Raw genomic sequence first — 20,672 nt, 5'->3', positions numbered from 1 at the left:
CCGCCATGTACGTTACTCCGCGCCCCGAGGCAAATGACGATCCGCTTTACGCTGTGCGTTTGGCTTTTGTGGGTATGATGTCCTATCTGGCGGTGGTTTTGATCAACCCGGCGCTGCCTCCCATCGTTGCGGCACTGCCCGTTGGTTTGATTGGCGCACAACGCAAAGCGTTCAGCGCCGGCAAAGCGATTGGCGGGCCCCTGGCAATGATCGTCCTGACGTTCGTGATGGCCTGGCTGGTGCAACAACTGCGACCAATGCCGGCGGTTTACGTTCTCGTGATGTGGCTGCTTTATTTCCTCGGATTCCGCGCCATTCTGAAAACCGGTGCACCGGGCGGCATGCTTATTGTGATTGTCACAGTCCTGATGTCGGTGATGGGCATGCATGGTGCGGCAACCGTTGAATCAATGCGTGACGGATTTTTTCAGGCGGCTTTGGTGGCGCTGCTGCTGGCACCACTGGCGTATGCCTTGTTCCCGCCCCACACCACTGAGCAACACGTAGATAATCCCAGGCCGGGGCAGGGAAAAGCGAACATTGGTGCCGCCATTCGTGCCACGGTCCTGCTGGGGCTCAGTTTCTGGCTATATGCCGTGATGGAGCCGTCGGACATGATGATGGCCGTCATTGCCGCCATGGTTCTGGTGTTCCCAACGCGCGGCACGGTCTTCTCGGAGGCAGGTCAGCGAATACGTGCAACCGTTTATGGTGGCGCCCTTGCGCTTGGAGTGTTGGCGCTGTTTACGGTGTCGTCTCATCTGCCAGTTCTGATGGGCTTGATATTTCTGGGCTGCTTGTTGCTGGGGAACAAGATGCTTGAGGGACGGCATCCAAGCAACGTTTATCAGTACGCTATGTCAGTTGCGCTCTCTCTGATTGCCGGTGCGCTGTCGACTCAGGACGCCGACTACGCCACTTTTACGCGCATTATACTCACCGTAACAGGGGCGTTTATGGCAGCATTTGCGGTTGCCGCTTTGGATACGCTGACTCAGTGGCGTGAATCAACTCTCCAGCAAACGCAGCGGGTGCATACCCTCGACCATGCCCATGAACGGCGGATAGATTGAGTAGCCAACCAGAGCCTGCAGCTCAGGACACATGGAGCGCACGGTCTCCTTGGACAGCTCAAGCAGATAATTCTCCTGCTGCCGCATATAGGCTTCGCAGTATTGATGAGTAACGGCGAAGCGCGCATGTGATGAGGTATTTTTGCCGCCGCCATGCCAGGTGGTTCCCAGAAAGAACACCACGGAACCGGCCGGCATGACGGCGGGTATGGCGTCGGCTCGTTTTGCGTGCCGATCGCTTCCCCACAGGTGACTCTCAGGCACGATGACGGTAGCGCCATTGTCTTCGGTGAAGTCATCAATCGCCCACACGGTTGCGGCGCCCAGTGGCTGACGGGGGCGGGGCAGGCGATAGAAGGCATCATCGTGATGCAGCCCCTGTGGAGCCTCGCCGGGAAGAATGTTGATGATTTGGCTTTGGGACAACAAAAAGCTGGGCTCGAACAGCCGATCCATTAGCCCTAGAATTCTTGGATGCACCGCGAGCTGATCAGTTGCTCTGGTTTTGGATAACACGTTGTAGACCCGTTGTGTCTGGTGCCCCTCGAATGGGTTTCGTCCGGTCTGGCCGAGCAGGGCAAGGCCTTCTTCTTTGATCGTGGCGCAGGTTTCAAGGGGGATCAGATTTTCGATGATGACATAGCCGTCACGCATCAGCTTCTCGAAGTCTTGCCCCACTTCCAAGGTGTTACGCTCGGCCCCCGGTTTCAGTCGCCGGTGGGTTTTTGCGTGATCGCCTTTTTTGTAGCGCTGCGCATCGAATGATTCAGACATTGGGCATTCCTCGTTATTGGTCATTAAAGTGGTTTTCCACCGGCCATGTGAAGAGGTAAACCTTTATTCTAAAATACTCTTGTGTTTTTTCGGGTGATTTCGAATACAGATTGGGAAAGCTTGGAACCGTCTAAACTTAAGGTGCTCATAGGTGGCTCCTATGTAGGGGGCGCTGTAAGCGCATGTAGCCAGTGATATGCAGGTGTTTTTGTTAACGCTTCGCCTAAAAGTATTGCTTTAGAAACGAAAAAAGCTCCTGAAGTCAGGAGCTTTTTTCGGTTAATTTGGTGGAGACGGCGGGAATTGAACCCGCGTCCGCCAGCACTATGCCTTGAGATCTACATGTTTATGTCCTTCAATTGATTTAACCTCAAGCGACCCGAAGGCCAGGGTGCAAGAGGCGAGTTCTTTAAATCTTAGCCGTTAGCCAGTGAACTCTGGATAACGGAGCATCCCGTAAGCGATGACGTCCTGAGATGTAGCTCTGGGCTACGGGCGACCCAGTCAGGACGACTAGCAGCTTACGCTGCTAGTGCGTAGTTTTCGTCGTTTGCGACTATTGCATTGCAGCTTTGGATTAACGAGATTCGCTGCCATCTCGACATGCACCCAAGGGTTCGCCACCAGCGTCGAAGCCATGTCGTCCCCTTACTCACAGTATATGTGGGCGCCTTGCCTGACTTCAAGGCCTCTTTGTTGTTGTTTTGCACAGGCGGCATTCATGCCCTTCTAATTTCCGCTTTAACGCCTACGAGGCCTGGCGCGTATTGCTTTGCTGGCGGCCTGCCAGAGCAGCGTAGCTCAGTGCTTTGAAGCTTTCGTGGAAGTAGTTCATTACGGCGTTAGGGTCTGCGTGAATGGCTTTGTCTACTGTAATGCCGAACTGTACGGTACCCGCGTAGCTGAAAATACTCATGCCAATTCCGATATTGCCGCTTTGTGGTACCCAGAACATGGGTTGCACCAACTTGCTGCCTGCCAGATAAACCGGCTCTCTGGGGCCGGGCACGTTGGTAAGCACTGCGGAGGCCTTGTTGCTGAGCAAGTCCAACGCACGTCGCTCCAGAATGTCCGGGCCCCGCCCGAATAGATCCAGCAAGCTGTAAGTAACTTGTGCTTGATAGGACTGTTTGAGGCGGTTCATGTTTTCCTGCACCTGCCGAAAGCACATGATCGGATCCGCGATTTCAACCGGTAGGCAAACCAGCACCAGACCAAACTGGTTTCCAAGTGTTTCGATCGGTTGATTGAGTGGCCGCAGATTAAAAGGCACCGCCACACGAATGCCGCAATCCGGAATAACTTCTTTGCTCGCTTTAAAATGCCTGTGCAGAGCGCCCGTGGTTGCGCACAACAATATATCGTTGACGGTGCCGCCCAGCGCTTTAGCGCAGGCTTTCACTTCCGCCAGATCTAGTGGTTCGGCCCAAGCAACTTTTTTTCGCCCAGAAAGCGGGCTTTTAAGGCAGGTTTTGGGCTCGAAGGGCGAAAGACCCAGTTTGAGCAAGTCCGCTGCAACGCCGGTAGCGGCAGTGGCGAGTTTCAGCGGGTAGTTTGGTTCTGCGCGAACCGATTGCATGAATAAGCGGGCCTGATCTGTTGCCGCTTCGGTTGTGTCGAGGGTGCGGTGCAGAAGGCGGCTCACTATTGAGGATACCGGTTTCTCTCTTGCCTTAAGCGGAGCAACCCGTCTACCTGTGGGCTCCGGCGTTTTGTCAGTAAGTGAAAGCAGTACCCTCACCAGAGAAATGCCATCGGCAATACAATGATGGATGCGTATTAGAAGTGCGCAGCCGCCTTGGTAGTTGTCTATATAGTGAATTTGCCAGAGGGGGTGGCGCAGATCCAGAGAGGTGCTGTTCAGGTCACTGGTGAGTGCTTGGAGTTCGGCTTTGCCCGCCTTTCCCGGTAACGCTATCCGGTGTAGGTGGTTGTCGATATCGAACAGCGGGTCGTCTTGCCAATATACCTTGTCACCTTCATCAACAATGCGCTGGCGGAACCTCTGAAAACGCAAAAAGCGTTCATTGAGGATGAGCTTTAGACGGTTGATGGCGATCGGCTTGTCAAATACCAGAACGGCCGAGATCATCATTGGATTGCTTGGTGTGTCCATGCGCAACCAAGAGCGATCAACCGAGGTCATTTGAGTTCGTTTTGGTGACATAAGCCCTCCCTCTGCGATGCACCGATCCTGCAGTATAGGCAGGATAAAAAACGGTGCATAGGGGGCGGTCAGGCGTTGCCGTCACGCAAAATGCGCTGTTTCTGGCGATTCCAGTCCCGCTCTTTCTCTGTGGCGCGCTTGTCGAATAGTTTTTTGCCTTTCACCAAAGCAATTTCACACTTCACTTTGTTCTTTTTCCAATACAAAGCCAGAGGCACACAGGTTTGGCCCGCCTGGCTCGTTTCCCCAATCAGCTTGGCCAGCTCTTTGGCGTGAAGCAGTAGCTTGCGAGTGCGAGTGGGGTCGGCAATTACGTGAGTGGAGGCAGCCGTAAGTGGCTGGAAGTGGCTTCCAAAAAGGAACGCCTCGCCATCTTTTAGCAACACGTAGGCATCAGTAATCTGGGCCTTGCCAGCTCTTAGTGATTTCACTTCCCAGCCGAGTAGTACAAGCCCCGCCTCAAAGCGTTCTTCTATGTGGTATTCGTGTTTCGCCTTTTTGTTAAGGGCGATGGTACTGCTCGGCGTACCGGGTTTTTTCTTGCTCATGAATCAATTATCCGGATGCGGACGAATGAACGGGCCGATCTTACGCAGACCGGCAAAACGGGCATTGTAGCTCAGGAGTGCCAGACTGGTCACGAAATGGCCTTCAAAGGTGCTGGCAGGTCGTGCCTAAAGGAGCCCTTCGGCTACAATAGGGTGACCAATACTTTCTGAGGCGAAAATGCCGACGCCATACCAGACACATATCGGGTCGTTTACCCGAAAAACAACCTTCTTCTGGGCTGCAGTGGGTGCAACTGTGGGTCTGGCCAATCTTTGGCAGTTTCCCTATTTGGCCAGCCTGCACGGCGGCGGACTGTTTATTTTGTTGTATCTCGGTTGTCTGTTGCTGGTCACCTTGCCTCTGATGGTGACTGAAGCCGCCATAGGCCGTCACGCCCGGCATGGCATTGTACTGGCGATGGACGGCCTGATTCGCAGTGCAAAACGCTCGCGACTTTGGATGGCCGTGGGTAGGCTCAGCGTGTTGAGTGCCTTTTTGGTTCTATCGTTCACTGCAGTGTTTGGCGCTATTGCGTTGGCCTATGTCTTTTTTGGTGCCACAAGTAAGTTTTCCGGGGTAGACCAAGTAAGTGCCACCGGCATCCTTTCGGGGTTAGTGTCCGATCCGCGAGAGTTTCGTGTGTTCATGGGTTGGCATGCATTCTTCTTAATTATGGTGCTGTGGGTGTCTGGCCAAGGGGTCGTCGGAGGGCTTGAACGCGCCTATAGAATCGTAGTGCCAGCCACCTTGGTGCTGTTACTGGTACTGTTCGGGCTTGCTGTGTGGTACGGAAGAATTGATGCTGCAGTCAGTCAAATTATTGAAATGCACCCGCAGGACCTTACCTGGGGAAGCCTGAGTGCTGCGCTGTTTCATGCGTTCTACACCTTGGGGTTAGGCATGGGGGTGTGGGCGATTTTGGGCGCGTACACCACGCCGCACACCCAGCTTAAACGTTCCATTTTAGCCGTTGTTTTGATGGATACCTTGGTTGCGATTTTGGCTGGGTTGATGATTTTTGCGATGGCTTCGCAAAGCAATGTGTTTGACGGAGAGCGCGGTTTTAGCCTTTTATTTATTTCGCTTCCGGTAACGCTGTCTGAATTGCCCTCAAGCCAGTTCATTATTACTGCTGTGTTCCTGATGGTTGTGATGATTGTGTGGTCAACCTCTTTGGCTTTGCTTGAGCCGGTAGTTGGTTGGTTTCGTGAGTGGACGGCGGCACCCCGGGGCCTGTCAGTCTTTTTGGTGGGGATTGTCGTCTGGCTTGCGGGGCTGGCGTCCCTGTTTTCGTTCAACCTTTGGGCGGAGTACCGGGTAGGTGGAGCGACGGTTTTTCGTTGGTTGGAGCTGTTAACCGGCGGTTTGATGATTCCGCTGGTGGCCGTACTTATCGCGCTGTTTACCGGCTGGGGGCTAACACGCAATCTATCTAAAACCATGCTGGGGAAAACGCCCGGAATTTTTGGCGCAATCTGGTTTTGGGTGATGCGCTTGGTTTTGCCTCTGGTTGTTATCTATATCGGCATTCATTACACCGCGAGTTCACTCGGTAGCCTATGCGACAATGGCAGTGAAGCGTTTTGGTGCGAACTGACGCCAAATATGGTTGAGCTGGAAGGTGGTGGAGAAGCTTCTGAACCGGTGGGTGCGGGCGAGAGTAGTGTAGGCGCTGATAGATCGGCTGACGGGGTGGGAGAACTGCTCCCGGCAGAGCAAGCACCTGAAAATAAGCCCACTGAGCCGCAGCCGGGCACTGAAAGTGCCCCTAAAGACGACGATATCCTTTATCATAGCGTTTGATTGCAGCTATCTTTTTGTTTTTTAGCGGCTGCGGTCGGTCTTAATGTGTATTTGTAAGCAGGACAACCGGTTCCGATGCCCCATCAGATTGATAAAACAGCTCTGGTTATGCACTCTGCTGAGCGCATGTTTCACTTGGTAAATGATATTGCCCGTTATCCCGAGTTTTTGCCGTGGTGCTCAGGTGCCGAAATTCACCAGCAAAACTCGGATCAGATTATGGCGTCGCTGGAAATTGCCAAAGGCGGAGTGCGGCACAAGCTCACTACGCGCAACCAGCTGCTGATGCCGGAGGCCATTGAAATGAATCTTGTGGATGGCCCGTTTCGCAATCTCTCAGGGCGCTGGCACTTCAAAGCATTGGATGACAATGCGTGCAAAGTGATTTTGACGCTGGAGTTTGAGTTTTCCGGCTCCCTATCGCGAATGACCTTTGGGCCTGTGTTTAATCAGGCAGCGACAACTATGGTGGATGCATTCTGCCGTCGTGCTGATGACATCTACAAAGGGGGCGCATGATGCCGCAGGTTGAAGTGGCTTACGCCCGGCCAGACAAGCAGGAAATCTTGAAGGTTCAGGTGCCTGAAGGTACATCGGCGATTGAAGCCGTAAAATTATCTGGCATTGTCGCAATTTTCCCCGAAATCGACGCGGATTCGATCGATATGGGAATTTTTGGCAAGGTAATCAAAAAGCCGGCGGAGCATGAGTTGAGGGATGGAGACCGGGTAGAGCTGTACCGTCCGCTCAAGATCGACCCGAAGCAGGCGCGCCTGAATCGGGCCAAAAAGAAGTCTTGATCGGCTCAGTAAGCAGGCGTTTCGTCTAATAATTGTGCTTCGTAATGGGAGTAACGGTCAGCGTCGTAATAGACGATGATGCGCTGCTCTTGGATATCGCCGCCGCGACGTTGGAAGGTGTAAACGTAGTACTCCCGTGATCTATCGACGGGGTTGAGCATTAAAGGGCTCCCGAGCAACGCCTGAACCTGATTGCGCGGCATGCCTTCGTTGAGTTTGGACAGCTCTTCAGCAGTTACAATGTTGCCTTGTTGGACGTTGATCTTATAAACGCCCGGAAAAGCGCAACCGGATAGAATCAGAGTGAGAACGAGAGCTGTGAGCTTTTGCATCGCCGGAGGAAATCCTCTATCTTGAAATCGCCTGCCAAGGGCAGGTGTGGCACGGGTTAACCGTTAAATGGCGGCTTCATCATACCGGAAGCCGTGAGGCACACCAAAGAGTGAATAGTAACATGTCATCTGAAAACGCCGAACTACGAAAAGTCGGTCTTAAAGTAACTCTACCGAGAGTGAAGATATTCAACATTCTGGAAAACGCCAAGGATCACCACCTCAGCGCCGAGGATGTGTATAAACGGCTTCTGGATCAGGGTGACGATGTGGGTCTGGCCACTGTGTACCGCGTACTTACCCAGTTTGAGACCGCAGGGCTGGTGCTACGCCACAACTTTGAAGGCGGCCATGCAGTATTCGAGATGGCTGGAGAAGACCATCACGACCACATGGTTTGTACTCAAACAGGGCAAGTGATTGAGTTTGTTGATGATGTAATTGAAGAGCGTCAACAAAAGATAGCGAAAGAACATGGCTATGAAATTGTCGAGCACAGCCTGATCCTTTACGTTAAGCCCCTAAAGTAAGCTCCAGTTCTAAGAACATAAAAAAGGGGCAGGCCGTTAAGCCTGCCCCAACAGCTCTCAAAGTTGAGAGGGGGAATGGAGAAGGGATTTCGTCTGTGCCACCTGATCAGTGATGGGTGGCCTGTCCCTTAGAAAACATTTCTGTCGCGTGGGCAAGAGTGTGTTCGGTCATATCCACACCGCCTAGCATTCTTGCAACTTCACTAATTCTTCCCTGATCGTCCAGAGATTCGATTTTCGAGAAAGTCGCGTCTTGCTGAGTGAATTTGCTAACAAATAAGTGTTGGTGGCACTGGGCTGCAACCTGTGGCAAGTGGGTCACGCAGATTACTTGGCCGTTGGCTCCCAATGAGCGCAATAGCTTGCCAACCACCTCTGCTGTGCCGCCACCAATGCCGACATCCACTTCGTCAAAGATCAAGGTTGGTGTTGTCGAAGTTTGAGCAACAACTACCTGAATCGCGAGGCTGATGCGTGACAGTTCGCCGCCGGAAGCAACTTTGGCGAGAGGTCTTGCGGGTTGCCCCGGGTTGGCACTCACCAAGAACTCTATTTCTTCCAGTCCGTGCGGTGCTGGTTCATCCTGATTGTTGCGGCTTAGGTGAGTAACAAACTGAACTGACGGCATGCTTAGCTGAGCCAGTTCGCCAGCAATTCGCTGGTCCAGCTCGCCCGCTGCCTTGGCTCGCATTTCTGAAAGCTTGTCCGCCAGCTGATTAAAGCGGTCTCGATGGCTTTCCAGCTCCTCTTCCAGCTTCTCTAGGCTACCTTCGCCACCGTCCAGTTCGGCAAGCTCCGCGCTTTGTCGTTTATGGAACTCGGGAAGCTCCTCGGGGTTGATGCGATGCTTACGGGCCATTTGATATATCGCGCTGAGCCTGTCATCAACTTCGCTCAGACGCGCGGGGTCTGCCTCGTAGTCATCCACAAAGTGGCGGAGGTTGTCGCCCGCTTCGCTGATCTGTATTTGAGCTTCGTTGAGCATTTGAATGGTGTCGGCTAACGCGGGCACCTCAACCGGTAACTGCTCCAGCTGCTGCAGCGCCTGACGAACCAAACCTGCTGCGCTGGTTTCATCTTCGGTGCACAGTAGGGCTGCCTGGTGACTGTTGTGAAGAATGGCGTCAGCTTGGTTCAGGTGTGCCTGTTCCTGCTCTAGCTGCTCCTGCTCGCCGCTTTCTAGTGCGAGCCGGTCAAGTTCTTCCACTTGATAGCGCAGAAGTTGCAGCTTGGCTTCAGACTCTTCTGCATTTTGCTGCCGTTCGGTCAACTTTGTGCGGATTTGGCTCCAGACTTTCCAGGCTTCGCGAGTCTGGCTGGCAAGCGTTTCCGCGCCAGAGAACTCGTCAATCAGCTTGCGGTGTGTTTCTTTGCGCAGGAGTGATTGATGTTGGTGTTGGCTATGAATGTCCATCAGTAGCCCGCCCAGATCTTTCAGATGCGCAAGCGGGCAGGGTTGGCCGTTAATGTAAGCCCTTGAGCGCCCATCTTTACTGATTACCCGCCGTAGAATGCAGTCGCTGTCATCATCCAGTTCATGGCGTTCAAGCCATTGGAAAGCCTCGGGAATGCCCGCAACGTCAAATGTGGCGGTAATATCTGCACGCTTTGCGCCATGCCTCACTGCTCCTGCGTCAGCACGGCCCCCCATAGCTAGGCCAAGAGCGTCCAGAACAATGGACTTGCCGGCGCCAGTTTCGCCTGTGAGGGCTGTCATTCCTTTATTGAATTGCAGTTCGACTCGCTCTGCAATCGCGTAGTTGGAAACGGTGAGCTGTGTGAGCATGCAGATAACCTCCGCTCTTCGAAATATACTGTTGTTTCATACAGTGACTGTGAATATATACAGGTGATTTCGTGTTTGCAAACTCATCAGTGAGATTTTCTTCAGGAATGCGACCTGTGGTGGTTGAAACCTGCACGGCAAACCCCATATTCGTTCGCAATAACATTCTTCCGGCTCTGCGAGGCCGGAGCCTATGTTCAATGGGCCGCGTTTAAACCGGCCACCGAAGATCTGGCAGGAGTAGTCATGAACAGCGACGAAAACCGCAACGAGCAAGTTGAAGAATTGAATGAGGCCGCAGAGGCGGCGGCAGAAGAAATGCAAGCAGAAGGAGAAGTTCAGCAGGATGAGGTTTCTGAGCTGGATGCGCTAAAAGAGCAGCTTCAAGATTCTCAGGAGCAGATGCTGCGGTTGCAGGCTGAAATGCAGAACGTGCGTCGTCGGGCTGAGATGGACGTCCAGAAAGCGCATAAGTTTGCGCTGGAGAAGTTCGTTAAAGAGCTGCTTCCTGTAGCGGACAGTCTTGAGAAAGCGGTAGAGAGTACCGAGGGTCAGGAAACTGCCGGTGAGTTGGTGGCCTCTATCCGTCAAGGTGTGGAGATGACGCTCAATTTGTTTGTTTCGAGTTTGAAGAAGTTCAACGTTGAGCCGCTGAACCCCGTTGGCGAACCGTTCGATCCCCAGCAGCACGAAGCTATGTCAATGGTGCCAGCACCGGATGCCGAGCCGAACAGCGTGGTAGCTGTTGTGCAGAAAGGCTATCTACTTAACGGTCGTGTGGTTCGTCCTGCAATGGTGATGGTGGCCAAGGCTCAAGACGCACCAAAAATTGATGAGCAGGCTTGAAAAACCAGCTAAAGCGCCAATATAGCCATTAAACAGAATCAGCCGGAATTAATGTTTCCGGGCAACCATTAAGTACAGCATTCAGAAGAACTGGAGTGAATCAATGAGCAAGATTATCGGTATCGACCTTGGAACCACCAACTCGTGTGTGGCCATCATGGATGGCGACAAAGTCCGGGTTATTGAAAACGCTGAAGGTGATCGCACCACCCCGTCTATCATCGCGTACACCGATGACAATGAAATTCTGGTGGGTCAGTCAGCCAAGCGTCAGGCAGTTACGAATCCCCAAAACACCATTTATGCCATCAAGCGTCTGATTGGTCGTCGGTTTAAAGACGACGTTGTTCAGAAAGATATTAAGATGGTGCCTTACAAGATCTCCGAGGCAGACAACGGTGATGCCTGGGTAGAAGTTAAAGGCCAGAAAATGGCACCGCCTCAGGTGTCTGCAGAAATTCTTAAAAAGATGAAGAAAACTGCAGAAGATTATCTGGGTGAGAAAGTAACCGAAGCGGTTATCACTGTTCCGGCCTACTTTAACGACAGCCAGCGTCAGGCCACTAAAGACGCTGGCCGCATTGCCGGTCTGGAAGTGAAGCGTATTATCAACGAGCCGACTGCAGCTGCGCTGGCTTATGGTCTGGACAAGAAAAGCGGCGATCGCACTGTGGCGGTTTACGACTTGGGCGGCGGTACCTTCGACCTCTCCATCATCGAAATCGCAGATGTGGATGGCGAGCACCAGTTTGAGGTGTTAGCAACCAACGGTGACACCTTCTTGGGTGGTGAAGACTTCGATATGAAGATCATCGAATTCCTCGCCGACCAGTTCAAGAAAGACAGTGGTATCGACCTACGTGGCGACTCTCTGGCCATGCAGCGCCTGAAAGAAGCCGGTGAGAAAGCCAAGATCGAGCTTTCCAGTAGCCAGCAGACCGACGTAAATCTGCCATATATTACTGCAGATGCCAGCGGTCCCAAGCACATGAATGTGAAGCTGACCCGAGCCAAGCTTGAATCGCTGGTTGAAGATCTGGTCCAGCGCAGCCTCGAGCCCTGTAAGGTTGCTTTGAAAGACTCCGGCCTGAGCGTCGGCGAAGTAGACGAAGTGATTCTGGTTGGTGGCCAAACACGTATGCCACTGGTTCAGGAAAAGGTGAAAGAGTTCTTTGGCAAAGAAGCCCGTAAGGACGTAAACCCGGACGAAGCTGTTGCCATGGGTGCTGCAATTCAGGCAGCGGTACTTTCCGGAGATGTAAAAGACGTTCTGCTACTGGACGTAACGCCACTAACCTTGGGCATTGAAACCATGGGGGGTGTGGCCACACCGGTAATAGACAAGAACACAACGATTCCGACCAAGAAGTCGCAAACCTTCTCTACGGCAGAAGATAACCAAACAGCAGTGACCATTCACGTTGTTCAGGGTGAGCGCAAACAGGCGACTCAGAACAAGTCCTTGGGTCGATTCGATCTGGCCGACATTCCGCCAGCCTCGCGTGGTGTCCCACAGATCGAAGTAACCTTCGATATCGATGCCAACGGTATTCTGAACGTGTCTGCGAAAGATAAGGCGACTGGCAAAGAACAGTCCATCGTGATCAAGGCCTCTTCTGGTCTTAACGATGATGAAATCGAAAAGATGGTGCAGGATGCCGAGGCGAACGCTGAGGAAGATCGCAAGTTTGAAGAGTTGGTTCAGGCTCGTAACCAAGGCGATGCCATGGTTCACGCTGTACGCAAGACCCTGACTGATGCAGCTGACAAAGTTAGCGACAGCGAGAAAGAGTCTATCGAAACCGCGATCAAGGAGCTTGAAGAAGCGCTGACCGGTTCCGACAAGGATGATATTGAAGCCAAGACGCAGAAGTTGACCGAGGTTTCAGGTGAGCTGGCTCAGAAGATGTACGCAGATCAGGATGGTCAGGCGCAGCAGGCAGGCGGGCAGGAAGAAGCTCAGCCAGCTGACGATGCGGTGGACGCCGAGTTCGAAGAAGTCAAAGACGACGAAAAGAAGTAATTCTGACGTACATCAGGTAGTTGGAAAACGCGGAGTTAATCCGCGTTTTCCGCGTTTAAAAAACAGGGTTTTAAAGCATGGCCAAGCGCGATTATTACGACATTCTCGGAGTTTCCCGGGATGCGGACGAGAAAGACATCAAGCGGGCGTATAGAAAGCTCGCGATGAAATATCATCCCGACCGTAATCCTGAAGATAAAGACGCCGAGAATAAGTTCAAGGAGGCCAGCGAAGCCTACGAAATACTGGCAGATCAATCCAAGCGCGCGGCATACGATCAGTACGGTCATGCTGGTGTGGATGGTCAGGCTGGTGGCGGATTTGGTGGCGGCGGCGGCAATTTCTCCGACATCTTTGGTGATGTGTTTGGTGACATCTTTGGTGGCGGTGGCCGAGGCGGCCGTAACACCCGTGGTTCGGATTTGCGCTATACCTTAGAGCTGGACCTTGAAGAGGCGGTAAAAGGTAAAACCGTCAAGATTACAATCCCCGGGCACCGCGAATGCGACACCTGTGAGGGCAGTGGCGCGGAGAAAGGCTCCCGCCCTGAAACCTGTGGAACCTGTAAAGGTATGGGCCAAGTGCGTATGCAGCAAGGCTTCTTTGCAGTGCAGCAGGCTTGCCCCACGTGCCGTGGCTCTGGTCAGATTATTAAGAATCCTTGTAAGTCTTGCCATGGTCAGGGCAGGGTGCGTGAGGAGAAGACACTCTCCGTTAAAGTTCCACCTGGCGTAGATACCGGTGACCGTATACGGCTTTCTGGTGAAGGCGAAATGGGTATCGATGGCGGCCCCTCAGGCGATCTGTATGTACAGATGTCCGTTAGGGAGCATTCCATTTTCACCCGCGACGGCCGCAACCTATATTGCGAAGTGCCCATCAGCATTATCGACGCCACACTCGGTGGTGAGTTGGAAGTGCCGACGCTAGACGGTCGCGTGAAACTAAGAATCCCGGCAGAAACCCAAACGGGTAAACTCTTCCGCCTGCGTAACAAAGGCGTTAGCCCGGTTCGAGGAGGTCCGTCTGGTGACCTGCTGTGCCGAGTGATTGTCGAAACACCGGTTAACCTGACCAAGCGGCAGAAAGAATTGCTTGAAGAGTTTCAGGTAACCCTCGACGGAAGCAACAACGGAACAAACCACGCGCCCAAGAAAACTTCGTGGTTTGAGGGTGTTAAGAGCTTCTTCGACGAAATGAAATTCTGATCCGCTGCATATAAGGATAAAATCATGAGGGTAGCAATCATCGGCGCCGCCGGGCGCATGGGAAAAGTGCTAATTGAAGCGGTTGACGGCACGGAAGGGCTGGAACTTGGTGCGGCCATCGTAGAGCCGGGCAGCAGTCTCATCGGAGCCGATGCCGGCGAAATGAGCAGTATTGGCAAAACCGGCGTAAAGATGGCAGGTACCCTTGCTGACGTAAAAGATGATTTCGACGTGCTCGTCGATTTCACCTTTCCGGATCTTACTCTGGAAAATGCGGAGTTCTGCAAAGCCAACGGCAAAATGCTGATTATCGGAACCACCGGCCTGACCGATGCCGAAAAACAGCAGTTGGCCTTGGCTGCAGAATCTACCCCGATTGTATTCGCGCCCAACATGAGTGTGGGGGTAAACGTAGTGCTCAACCTCCTGCGCACGGCGGCAGCCACGCTGGGGGATGACTACGACGTCGAAATCATCGAAGCCCACCACCGCCACAAAAAAGACGCACCTTCCGGTACAGCCCTGCGCATGGGCGAAGTAGTTGCTGATGCACTCGATCGCGACCTCAAAGAATGTGCAGTCTATGGCCGTGAAGGCTTCACTGGCGAACGCACTCGCAAGGAAATCGGTTTCGAAACCATTCGCGCCGGTGACGTAGTGGGCGACCACACAGTACTCTTCGCCACCGAAGGCGAACGCATCGAAATCACTCACAAGGCAAGCAGTCGGATGACCTTCGCAAAAGGTGCCATGCGAGCGGCTTTGTGGCTGAAAGATAAGCCTGCAGGCTTGTATGACATGCAGGATGTTTTGAGCTTGAGGTAAGTCAAAGGCAGCTCTGAGGTGGCGGGCTGGGATCATCGTCCGGGAATGTCGGAGGCCATGGACGGCCGGAGACAAGCGCACAGGGAAGTGCTTGTAGCGTTTCCCGGACGATGATCCCAGTGCGCCACCGGTGCAGGAGTCATGTGACATTTTACATGGACACAAAACCGCAATTTTTATATAATAAGGCGGTTTAACTGCAGCAAGCGTAGGCTTTTAAAAGCCCAAGGGACAAATAAAGTCCCCGGATAACAAAAAAGCGGGACGGAGTTTTTACTCCCTCTCGCTTTTTTGCGACCTGAATTTGCGCTTGCGTTCCTGCACGTGACGAACCGAAACGCCACCCGATGAGGATACAAGCCTTGAGCACACCCGCAATCCTTGCACTCGCAGACGGAAGCCTGTTTTACGGCACCGCTATTGGCGCTGACGGCGAAACCAGCGGCGAAGTGGTGTTTAACACCGCCATGACCGGCTACCAAGAAATATTGACCGATCCGTCCTACGCCCGCCAGCTCGTTACCCTGACCTATCCTCACATCGGCAACACCGGCGTGAACGAAGTAGATGTAGAGTCAGATCGCATTCAAGCCGCTGGCCTGATCATCCGAGATCTGCCCCTAGTGGCTAGTAACTGGCGCAGCACCGAATCGCTGGACGAATACCTGCGAAGCAACAACATTGTCGGGATCGCCGATATTGATACCCGTCGCCTTACGCGTATCCTCCGCGATAAAGGCTCACAGAGTGGTGCTATTGTAGCCGGAGCAAATGCCACGGCAGAACGCGCACTGGAGCTTGCCAACGCGTTTCCCGGGCTCGAAGGCATGGATCTGGCCAAAGTCGTTACCTGCGAAAAGCCCTACAAATGGACTCAAGGCGAATGGACACTCGGTGAAGGCTACGCAGAAAATAGCCAACAAAAGTTCAAAGTTGTAGCTTGGGATTACGGCGTGAAGTTCAACATATTGCGTATGCTCGCAGCTCGCGGTTGCGAAGTAACCGTTGTGCCTGCTCAAACACCAGCATCAGAAGTATTGGCTATGAACCCTGATGGCATCTTCCTGTCCAATGGCCCTGGCGACCCAGAACCTTGTGACTACGCAATCAAGGCCATTCAAAACGTGCTCGAAACTGAAATTCCCGTATTTGGCATCTGTTTGGGACACCAGCTTCTGGCCATTGCCAGTGGTGCGAAAAGCATGAAGATGAAGCATGGCCATCACGGCGCCAACCATCCGGTGCAGCGCCTCGAAAACAACACCGTCATGATTACCAGCCAGAACCACGGGTTTGCGGTGGACGAAGCTTCATTACCCTCCGTGCTGGAAGTAACCCACAAATCGCTGTTCGACGGCACTTTGCAAGGCGTTCGCCGCACCGACAAGCCAGCATTCAGTTTTCAGGGACACCCAGAGGCGAGCCCGGGGCCCGGTGATGTGGCGCCTTTATTTGACGAGTTCATTCGGCTGATGGAGGCCCGTTCGGCTTAACGCCGGACCAAAGACAAAAACGTCACCCAGACACGCGCCGCGTTTTTGCGCTGCAAGAATTTAAATGTTGCTGACAGGTTTACCAAGACATGCCAAAACGGACCGATATTAAAAGCATCCTGATTCTGGGCGCAGGCCCGATTGTAATCGGGCAGGCGTGCGAATTTGACTACTCCGGAGCTCAGGCCTGTAAAGCCCTGCGTGAGGAAGGCTACCGCGTCATTCTGGTTAACTCGAACCCGGCCACCATCATGACCGACCCGGTGATGGCAGATGCCACCTACATCGAGCCGATCACCTGGCAAACTGTTGCCAAAATCATTGAAAAAGAGAAACCCGATGCCGTACTGCCTACAATGGGCGGCCAGACTGCGCTGAATTGCGCGCTGGAATTAGAAAAGCACGGGGTTCTGGCTGAGCACGGCGTTGAAATGATTGGCGCCAACGCCGATACCATCGACAAGGCCGAAGACCGGAGTCGTTTCGATAAGGCCATGAAGGCCATCGGTCTGGAGTGCCCGCGTGCCTCCATTGCACACACCATGGAAGAAGCCTGGAAAGTTGCTGAAGATATCGGCTTCCCGTGCATTATTCGTCCGTCGTTCACTATGGGCGGCTCTGGTGGTGGTATCGCATACAACCGGGACGAGTTTGAAGAAATTTGTACCCGCGGCCTCGACCTTTCCCCCACCAACGAACTACTTATCGATGAGTCGTTGATTGGTTGGAAAGAGTACGAAATGGAGGTTGTGCGCGACAAAGCGGACAACTGCATTATCGTGTGCTCCATTGAGAACTTTGACGCCATGGGCGTCCACACCGGCGATTCCATCACTGTTGCGCCAGCCCAGACGCTGACCGACAAGGAATACCAGATCATGCGCGATGCCTCGCTGGCTGTGTTGCGCGAAATTGGTGTGGAAACCGGCGGCTCCAACGTACAGTTTGGTATCCATCCGGACACCGGCCGTATGGTCGTTATCGAGATGAACCCTAGGGTATCCCGGTCGTCGGCTCTCGCCTCCAAAGCAACGGGCTTCCCGATTGCTAAAGTTGCCGCCAAGCTCGCAATAGGCTACACGCTGGACGAGCTACGCAACGAGATAACCGGCGGCATAACACCGGCATCTTTCGAGCCTAGTATTGATTACGTGGTTACGAAAATCCCCCGGTTTACCTTTGAAAAATTCCCGCAGGCCGATGCACGTCTAACCACCCAGATGAAGTCTGTTGGCGAAGTTATGGCCATTGGCCGCACCTTCCAAGAGTCTCTGCAGAAAGCCCTGCGAGGGCTAGAAGTAGGCTCTGACGGGTTTGATGAGAAGCTTGAAGAGTTCACCTCCGAAAGCTCCCGCGAAACCCTAACTCGCGAACTTAGCGTTCCCGGCGCTGATCGTATTTGGTACATCGGTGATGCTTTCCGCGCCGGGCTGAGCGTGGAAGATGTGTTCGAGTTCACCAAAGTGGACCCCTGGTATCTGGTGCAGATCGAAGATCTTATCCGCGAAGAGCAGGCCCTGAAGTCTGCCGGTAAAGCCGATATCGATCATGCCACTTTGTTCCGACTCAAGCGCAAAGGCTTCTCTGACGCCCGCTTGGCCAAGTTGCTGGGTATCACAGATGTGAGTCTTCGCAAGTTGCGGCACGATTTAGACATCCGCCCGGTATACAAGCGTGTGGACAGCTGTGCCGCCGAGTTTGCTTCGGCTACAGCCTACATGTACTCCACCTACGAGGAGGAGTGCGAAGCGGCGCCCAGTGATCGTGAGAAAATTGTTGTTATTGGCGGTGGTCCTAACCGCATTGGACAGGGCATCGAGTTTGATTATTGCTGCGTGCACGCAGCCTTTGCCATGCGCGAAGATGGCTACGAAACCATCATGATCAACTGCAACCCGGAAACCGTCTCCACCGATTACGACACCTCTGACCGGCTGTATTTTGAGCCGATTACGCTGGAAGATGTGCTGGAAATCATCAACATCGAGAAGCCCAAGGGTGTGATCGTCCAGTACGGTGGCCAGACTCCGCTGAAGCTGGCACGAGGTCTGGAAGCTGCAGGTGTGCCCATCATCGGCACCAGCCCGGACGCCATTGACCGCGCGGAAGATCGTGAGCGGTTCCAGCAGATGATTCAGCGTTTGGGTCTCAAGCAGCCGGAAAACGCTACTGTGCGCAGCCTTGAAGAAGGCATAGTTGCGGCCAGTGAGATTGGCTACCCGCTGGTGGTGCGTCCATCCTACGTGCTGGGCGGCCGTGCTATGGAAATCGTATACGGCGAAGATGAGCTGGTACGCTACATGCGCAGTGCTGTTCTTGTATCCAACGACAGCCCGGTATTGCTGGACCACTTCCTGAATGCTGCCATTGAGGTTGATATAGACGCCATTTGTGACGGCAAGGATGTGGTTATTGGCGGCATCATGCAGCATATTGAGCAGGCGGGCATTCACTCCGGTGATTCTGCTTGCTCCTTGCCGCCCTACACGCTGCCTGCCGATGTTCAAGACGCAATGCGTGAGGCGGTCAGAAAAATGGCCATCGAATTAGAAGTGATCGGCTTGATGAATGTGCAGTTGGCTTGGCAGGATGACGAGATCTACGTGATCGAAGTTAACCCCCGTGCCTCAAGAACCGTGCCGTTTGTATCAAAGGCCATTGGTGTGTCTCTGGCGAAAGTGGCGGCGCGAGTAATGGCTGGCACCTCCCTTGCGGAACAAGGCTTTACTAAAGAAGTTGTGCCTAGCTATTACGCGGTAAAAGAGTCAGTGTTCCCATTCAACAAGTTCCCCTCGGTGGATCCGATTCTTGGGCCCGAAATGAAATCAACGGGCGAAGTAATGGGGCTGGGCGACAGCTTCGATGAGGCCTTTGCTAAGGCGTCGCTAGCCATTGGAGAGCGCTTGCCTTCCAGTGGTACGGTGTTCATGTCGGTTCGTGATGTGGACAAGGCAGGCGCCATTCAGCTTGCCCGGGATTTGGTTGATATTGGCTTCCAGCTTGTCGCTACTACTGGTACGGCGAAAGCACTCCGTGAGCAAGGCATTGAGGTAGCTCGAGTTAATAAGGTGGGAGAAGGGCGGCCGCACATTGTCGACGCCATTAAGAACGGTCAGGTCCAGCTCATTATTAACACCACTGAGGGCCGCAAGGCTGTGTCTGACTCGGCGCAGATTCGTCAGTCAGCTCTGCAGACCAAAGTAGCTTATACAACAACACTGGCTGGCGGCGAAGCCTTCTGTCGGGCTATCAAGTTCGGCCCGGAGCGCACAGTACGCCGCCTGCAAGACCTTCACGCAGGGAAGTAAGATTATGAGTGAAAGAGTACCTATGACCAAAGCGGGCGAAGCCCGCCTACGTGAGGAGCTTCAGCAGCTGAAATCCAAGGATCGTCCGCGAGTTATTGCGGCGATTTCGGATGCCCGTGAGCACGGTGACCTCAAAGAAAACGCCGAGTACCACGCTGCCCGTGAACAGCAAAGCTTTATTGAGGGCCGGATTCAGGAAATAGAAGGCAAGCTTTCTGCCGCGCAGGTGATTGATGTTACGGAAATGGAAAATACCGGCAGGGTCATTTTCGGCACCACAGTGCATTTGCTGAATGTGGATACAGACGAGGAAGTTGTCTACAAAATCGTCGGTGAGGATGAGGCGGATATCAAGGAAGGCAAATTGTCGATATCTTCGCCCATTGCCCGTGCGCTAGTTGGCAAAAATGAAGACGACGTTGTCGCTATTCGCGTGCCGTCGGGCACAGTGGAATACGAAATCGGAAAGGTGGAATACATCTGATTCGATGGGCGCCGGTTTAGTTACCCTGCGCCCGAGAAAGCAAAAAACCGGCTGTATTTATGCAGCCGGTTTTTTGTTTTTACAGCTTTCGCAAGCGTCAGTTTTTGTGGCGTAGCAGGTTGGAAAGCTTCGGGTTGGGCTTTTTGGCTCTGCGCATCAGAACGGCAATTTTCCCGATAGTCTGCACCACTTCGGCACCGCTGGCTTCGCATAGGGCGTTGATTGCTTCCTGACGAGCTTCTCGATCCTGACTTGCCACTTTTATCTTGATGAGTTCGTGGTCGTTCAGAGCGCGATCCAGCTCTTCCTGAAGGTTCTCGGTGAGGCCCTTGTCGCCCACAATAATGACGGGCTTCAGGTTGTGGGCGATGGCCCGGTATTCCCGGCGCTGTTCCGCTGAAAGGCTCATGATGTAATCTCTTTATCGGTGCAATTAACAAAAGGTCAGCGGTATATTCGCTGGCAACGTCGTATAATTGGCGGATTGTAACAGACAACCTTGTATACAGATCACCCTGCAGGCGTTGTAATTTCCGAGATGAAACCCACATATAACGTATATGGGGATTTATCCGGCGCATCGAGTGCATTCAGGTTGATCCGCAGCTGCGTTTTTCTGGGGCCGTTACGGATGGGCCGTTTCTGGTGGATAGACGTACAATTGGTGTAAG

At 53.3% G+C, this 20,672-nt stretch carries 18 protein-coding genes and 1 other RNA gene; 12 read left to right on the top strand and 7 right to left on the bottom strand.

Going from position 1 to position 20,672, the window contains the following annotated elements; all coding sequences use genetic code 11:
• Nucleotides 1-5 precede the first annotated feature (5 nt).
• On the top strand, nt 6-1,073 hold the full coding sequence (locus tag MWU62_RS05095) for an FUSC family protein (protein WP_247113845.1): 1,068 nt from the start codon (nt 6-8) through the stop codon (nt 1,071-1,073).
• On the opposite strand, the gene MWU62_RS05090 is transcribed toward MWU62_RS05095, so the two are convergent.
• From MWU62_RS05090 to smpB, 4 genes are all read right to left on the bottom strand, one after another.
• Nucleotides 1,008-1,847 carry a phytanoyl-CoA dioxygenase family protein gene (locus MWU62_RS05090; protein WP_247113844.1) on the bottom strand — a complete coding sequence of 280 codons (840 nt, stop codon included), beginning with the start codon at nt 1,845-1,847 and terminating at the stop codon, nt 1,008-1,010. The two genes, MWU62_RS05095 and MWU62_RS05090, sit on opposite strands and share 66 nt — an antisense overlap.
• 285 nt (nt 1,848-2,132) lie before the next feature.
• Nucleotides 2,133-2,495, bottom strand: a transfer-messenger RNA (tmRNA) gene (ssrA, locus tag MWU62_RS05085).
• 100 nt (nt 2,496-2,595) lie between these two features.
• A complete protein-coding gene (locus MWU62_RS05080; protein WP_247113843.1) occupies nt 2,596-4,014 on the bottom strand; it encodes a wax ester/triacylglycerol synthase family O-acyltransferase in 1,419 nt (472 codons plus the stop codon).
• Nucleotides 4,015-4,082: 68 nt separating this feature from the next.
• The gene (gene smpB, locus MWU62_RS05075; RefSeq protein WP_200362072.1) at nt 4,083-4,562 is read right to left on the bottom strand and encodes an SsrA-binding protein SmpB; all 480 of its coding nucleotides are present in this window, start codon (nt 4,560-4,562) and stop codon (nt 4,083-4,085) included.
• A 178-nt stretch (nt 4,563-4,740) separates the two neighbouring features.
• On the opposite strand from smpB, the gene MWU62_RS05070 reads away from it, so the two are divergent.
• The 3 genes from MWU62_RS05070 (at nt 4,741) to MWU62_RS05060 (ending at nt 7,166) form a co-directional block, all read left to right on the top strand.
• Nucleotides 4,741-6,366, top strand: coding sequence for a sodium-dependent transporter (locus MWU62_RS05070; protein ID WP_247113842.1), 1,626 nt, complete (start codon nt 4,741-4,743; stop codon nt 6,364-6,366).
• Nucleotides 6,367-6,441: 75 nt separating this feature from the next.
• Nucleotides 6,442-6,885, top strand: a complete 444-nt coding sequence (locus MWU62_RS05065; RefSeq protein WP_247113841.1) for a type II toxin-antitoxin system RatA family toxin — start codon at nt 6,442-6,444, stop codon at nt 6,883-6,885.
• Nucleotides 6,885-7,166: an RnfH family protein gene (locus tag MWU62_RS05060; protein WP_247114120.1), complete on the top strand. Its 282-nt coding sequence runs from the start codon at nt 6,885-6,887 to the stop codon at nt 7,164-7,166. Before MWU62_RS05065 ends, MWU62_RS05060 begins: the two co-directional genes overlap by 1 nt.
• A 5-nt stretch (nt 7,167-7,171) precedes the next feature.
• Here MWU62_RS05060 and MWU62_RS05055 read toward each other — a convergent pair whose 3' ends face one another.
• On the bottom strand, nt 7,172-7,498 hold the full coding sequence (locus tag MWU62_RS05055; RefSeq protein WP_247113840.1) for an outer membrane protein assembly factor BamE: 327 nt from the start codon (nt 7,496-7,498) through the stop codon (nt 7,172-7,174).
• Between the two features lie 122 nt (nt 7,499-7,620).
• Between MWU62_RS05055 and fur the strand changes: the two genes are divergently transcribed.
• Nucleotides 7,621-8,028, top strand: a complete 408-nt coding sequence (gene fur, locus MWU62_RS05050; protein WP_247113839.1) for a ferric iron uptake transcriptional regulator — start codon at nt 7,621-7,623, stop codon at nt 8,026-8,028.
• A gap of 106 nt (nt 8,029-8,134) precedes the next feature.
• Here fur and recN read toward each other — a convergent pair whose 3' ends face one another.
• Nucleotides 8,135-9,814 carry a DNA repair protein RecN gene (gene recN / locus MWU62_RS05045; RefSeq protein ID WP_247113838.1) on the bottom strand — a complete coding sequence of 560 codons (1,680 nt, stop codon included), beginning with the start codon at nt 9,812-9,814 and terminating at the stop codon, nt 8,135-8,137.
• A gap of 246 nt (nt 9,815-10,060) precedes the next feature.
• Here recN and grpE point away from each other — a divergent pair, with 246 nt between their 5' ends.
• The 7 genes from grpE (at nt 10,061) to greA (ending at nt 20,001) form a co-directional block, all read left to right on the top strand.
• On the top strand, nt 10,061-10,660 hold the full coding sequence (gene grpE, locus MWU62_RS05040; protein WP_247113837.1) for a nucleotide exchange factor GrpE: 600 nt from the start codon (nt 10,061-10,063) through the stop codon (nt 10,658-10,660).
• 103 nt (nt 10,661-10,763) lie between these two features.
• Nucleotides 10,764-12,683 (top strand): molecular chaperone DnaK, encoded by a 1,920-nt coding sequence (dnaK, locus tag MWU62_RS05035; protein WP_247113836.1) that lies wholly within the window; start codon nt 10,764-10,766, stop codon nt 12,681-12,683.
• Between the two features lie 77 nt (nt 12,684-12,760).
• Nucleotides 12,761-13,891, top strand: coding sequence for a molecular chaperone DnaJ (gene dnaJ, locus MWU62_RS05030; protein WP_247113835.1), 1,131 nt, complete (start codon nt 12,761-12,763; stop codon nt 13,889-13,891).
• 24 nt (nt 13,892-13,915) lie between these two features.
• Nucleotides 13,916-14,716 carry a 4-hydroxy-tetrahydrodipicolinate reductase gene (gene dapB, locus MWU62_RS05025; protein WP_247113834.1) on the top strand — a complete coding sequence of 267 codons (801 nt, stop codon included), beginning with the start codon at nt 13,916-13,918 and terminating at the stop codon, nt 14,714-14,716.
• Nucleotides 14,717-15,078: 362 nt separating this feature from the next.
• A complete protein-coding gene (gene carA, locus MWU62_RS05020) occupies nt 15,079-16,209 on the top strand; it encodes a glutamine-hydrolyzing carbamoyl-phosphate synthase small subunit (protein ID WP_247113833.1) in 1,131 nt (376 codons plus the stop codon).
• 89 nt (nt 16,210-16,298) lie between these two features.
• A complete protein-coding gene (carB, locus tag MWU62_RS05015; RefSeq protein ID WP_247113832.1) occupies nt 16,299-19,517 on the top strand; it encodes a carbamoyl-phosphate synthase large subunit in 3,219 nt (1,072 codons plus the stop codon).
• Nucleotides 19,518-19,521: 4 nt separating this feature from the next.
• Nucleotides 19,522-20,001, top strand: coding sequence for a transcription elongation factor GreA (greA, locus tag MWU62_RS05010; RefSeq protein ID WP_247113831.1), 480 nt, complete (start codon nt 19,522-19,524; stop codon nt 19,999-20,001).
• A 97-nt stretch (nt 20,002-20,098) separates the two neighbouring features.
• On the opposite strand, the gene yhbY is transcribed toward greA, so the two are convergent.
• Nucleotides 20,099-20,410, bottom strand: a complete 312-nt coding sequence (gene yhbY / locus MWU62_RS05005) for a ribosome assembly RNA-binding protein YhbY (RefSeq protein ID WP_200362058.1) — start codon at nt 20,408-20,410, stop codon at nt 20,099-20,101.
• Between the last annotated feature and the right edge of the window lie 262 nt (nt 20,411-20,672).

Origin of the sequence: Marinobacter sp. S6332 (genome assembly GCF_023016045.1) — a bacterium.
In the GTDB taxonomy this organism is placed as follows: Bacteria; Pseudomonadota; Gammaproteobacteria; order Pseudomonadales; family Oleiphilaceae; genus Marinobacter.
This window is presented reverse-complemented; position numbering and strand designations above follow the sequence as displayed.

What these genes read in the sequence shown, in the direction of transcription:
- MWU62_RS05060 (WP_247114120.1), top strand. Translation starts at nt 6,885, where the DNA reads ATGCCGCAGGTTGAAGTGGCTTACGCCCGGCCAGACAAGCAGGAAATC.
- fur (WP_247113839.1), top strand. Translation starts at nt 7,621, where the DNA reads ATGTCATCTGAAAACGCCGAACTACGAAAAGTCGGTCTTAAAGTAACT.
- carB (WP_247113832.1), top strand. Translation starts at nt 16,299, where the DNA reads ATGCCAAAACGGACCGATATTAAAAGCATCCTGATTCTGGGCGCAGGC.
- MWU62_RS05065 (WP_247113841.1), top strand. Translation starts at nt 6,442, where the DNA reads ATGCCCCATCAGATTGATAAAACAGCTCTGGTTATGCACTCTGCTGAG.
- MWU62_RS05080 (WP_247113843.1), bottom strand. Translation starts at nt 4,014, where the DNA reads ATGTCACCAAAACGAACTCAAATGACCTCGGTTGATCGCTCTTGGTTG.
- MWU62_RS05095 (WP_247113845.1), top strand. Translation starts at nt 6, where the DNA reads ATGTACGTTACTCCGCGCCCCGAGGCAAATGACGATCCGCTTTACGCT.
- MWU62_RS05055 (WP_247113840.1), bottom strand. Translation starts at nt 7,498, where the DNA reads ATGCAAAAGCTCACAGCTCTCGTTCTCACTCTGATTCTATCCGGTTGC.
- greA (WP_247113831.1), top strand. Translation starts at nt 19,522, where the DNA reads ATGAGTGAAAGAGTACCTATGACCAAAGCGGGCGAAGCCCGCCTACGT.
- yhbY (WP_200362058.1), bottom strand. Translation starts at nt 20,410, where the DNA reads ATGAGCCTTTCAGCGGAACAGCGCCGGGAATACCGGGCCATCGCCCAC.
- MWU62_RS05070 (WP_247113842.1), top strand. Translation starts at nt 4,741, where the DNA reads ATGCCGACGCCATACCAGACACATATCGGGTCGTTTACCCGAAAAACA.
- smpB (WP_200362072.1), bottom strand. Translation starts at nt 4,562, where the DNA reads ATGAGCAAGAAAAAACCCGGTACGCCGAGCAGTACCATCGCCCTTAAC.
- dapB (WP_247113834.1), top strand. Translation starts at nt 13,916, where the DNA reads ATGAGGGTAGCAATCATCGGCGCCGCCGGGCGCATGGGAAAAGTGCTA.
- MWU62_RS05090 (WP_247113844.1), bottom strand. Translation starts at nt 1,847, where the DNA reads ATGTCTGAATCATTCGATGCGCAGCGCTACAAAAAAGGCGATCACGCA.
- grpE (WP_247113837.1), top strand. Translation starts at nt 10,061, where the DNA reads ATGAACAGCGACGAAAACCGCAACGAGCAAGTTGAAGAATTGAATGAG.
- dnaK (WP_247113836.1), top strand. Translation starts at nt 10,764, where the DNA reads ATGAGCAAGATTATCGGTATCGACCTTGGAACCACCAACTCGTGTGTG.
- dnaJ (WP_247113835.1), top strand. Translation starts at nt 12,761, where the DNA reads ATGGCCAAGCGCGATTATTACGACATTCTCGGAGTTTCCCGGGATGCG.
- recN (WP_247113838.1), bottom strand. Translation starts at nt 9,814, where the DNA reads ATGCTCACACAGCTCACCGTTTCCAACTACGCGATTGCAGAGCGAGTC.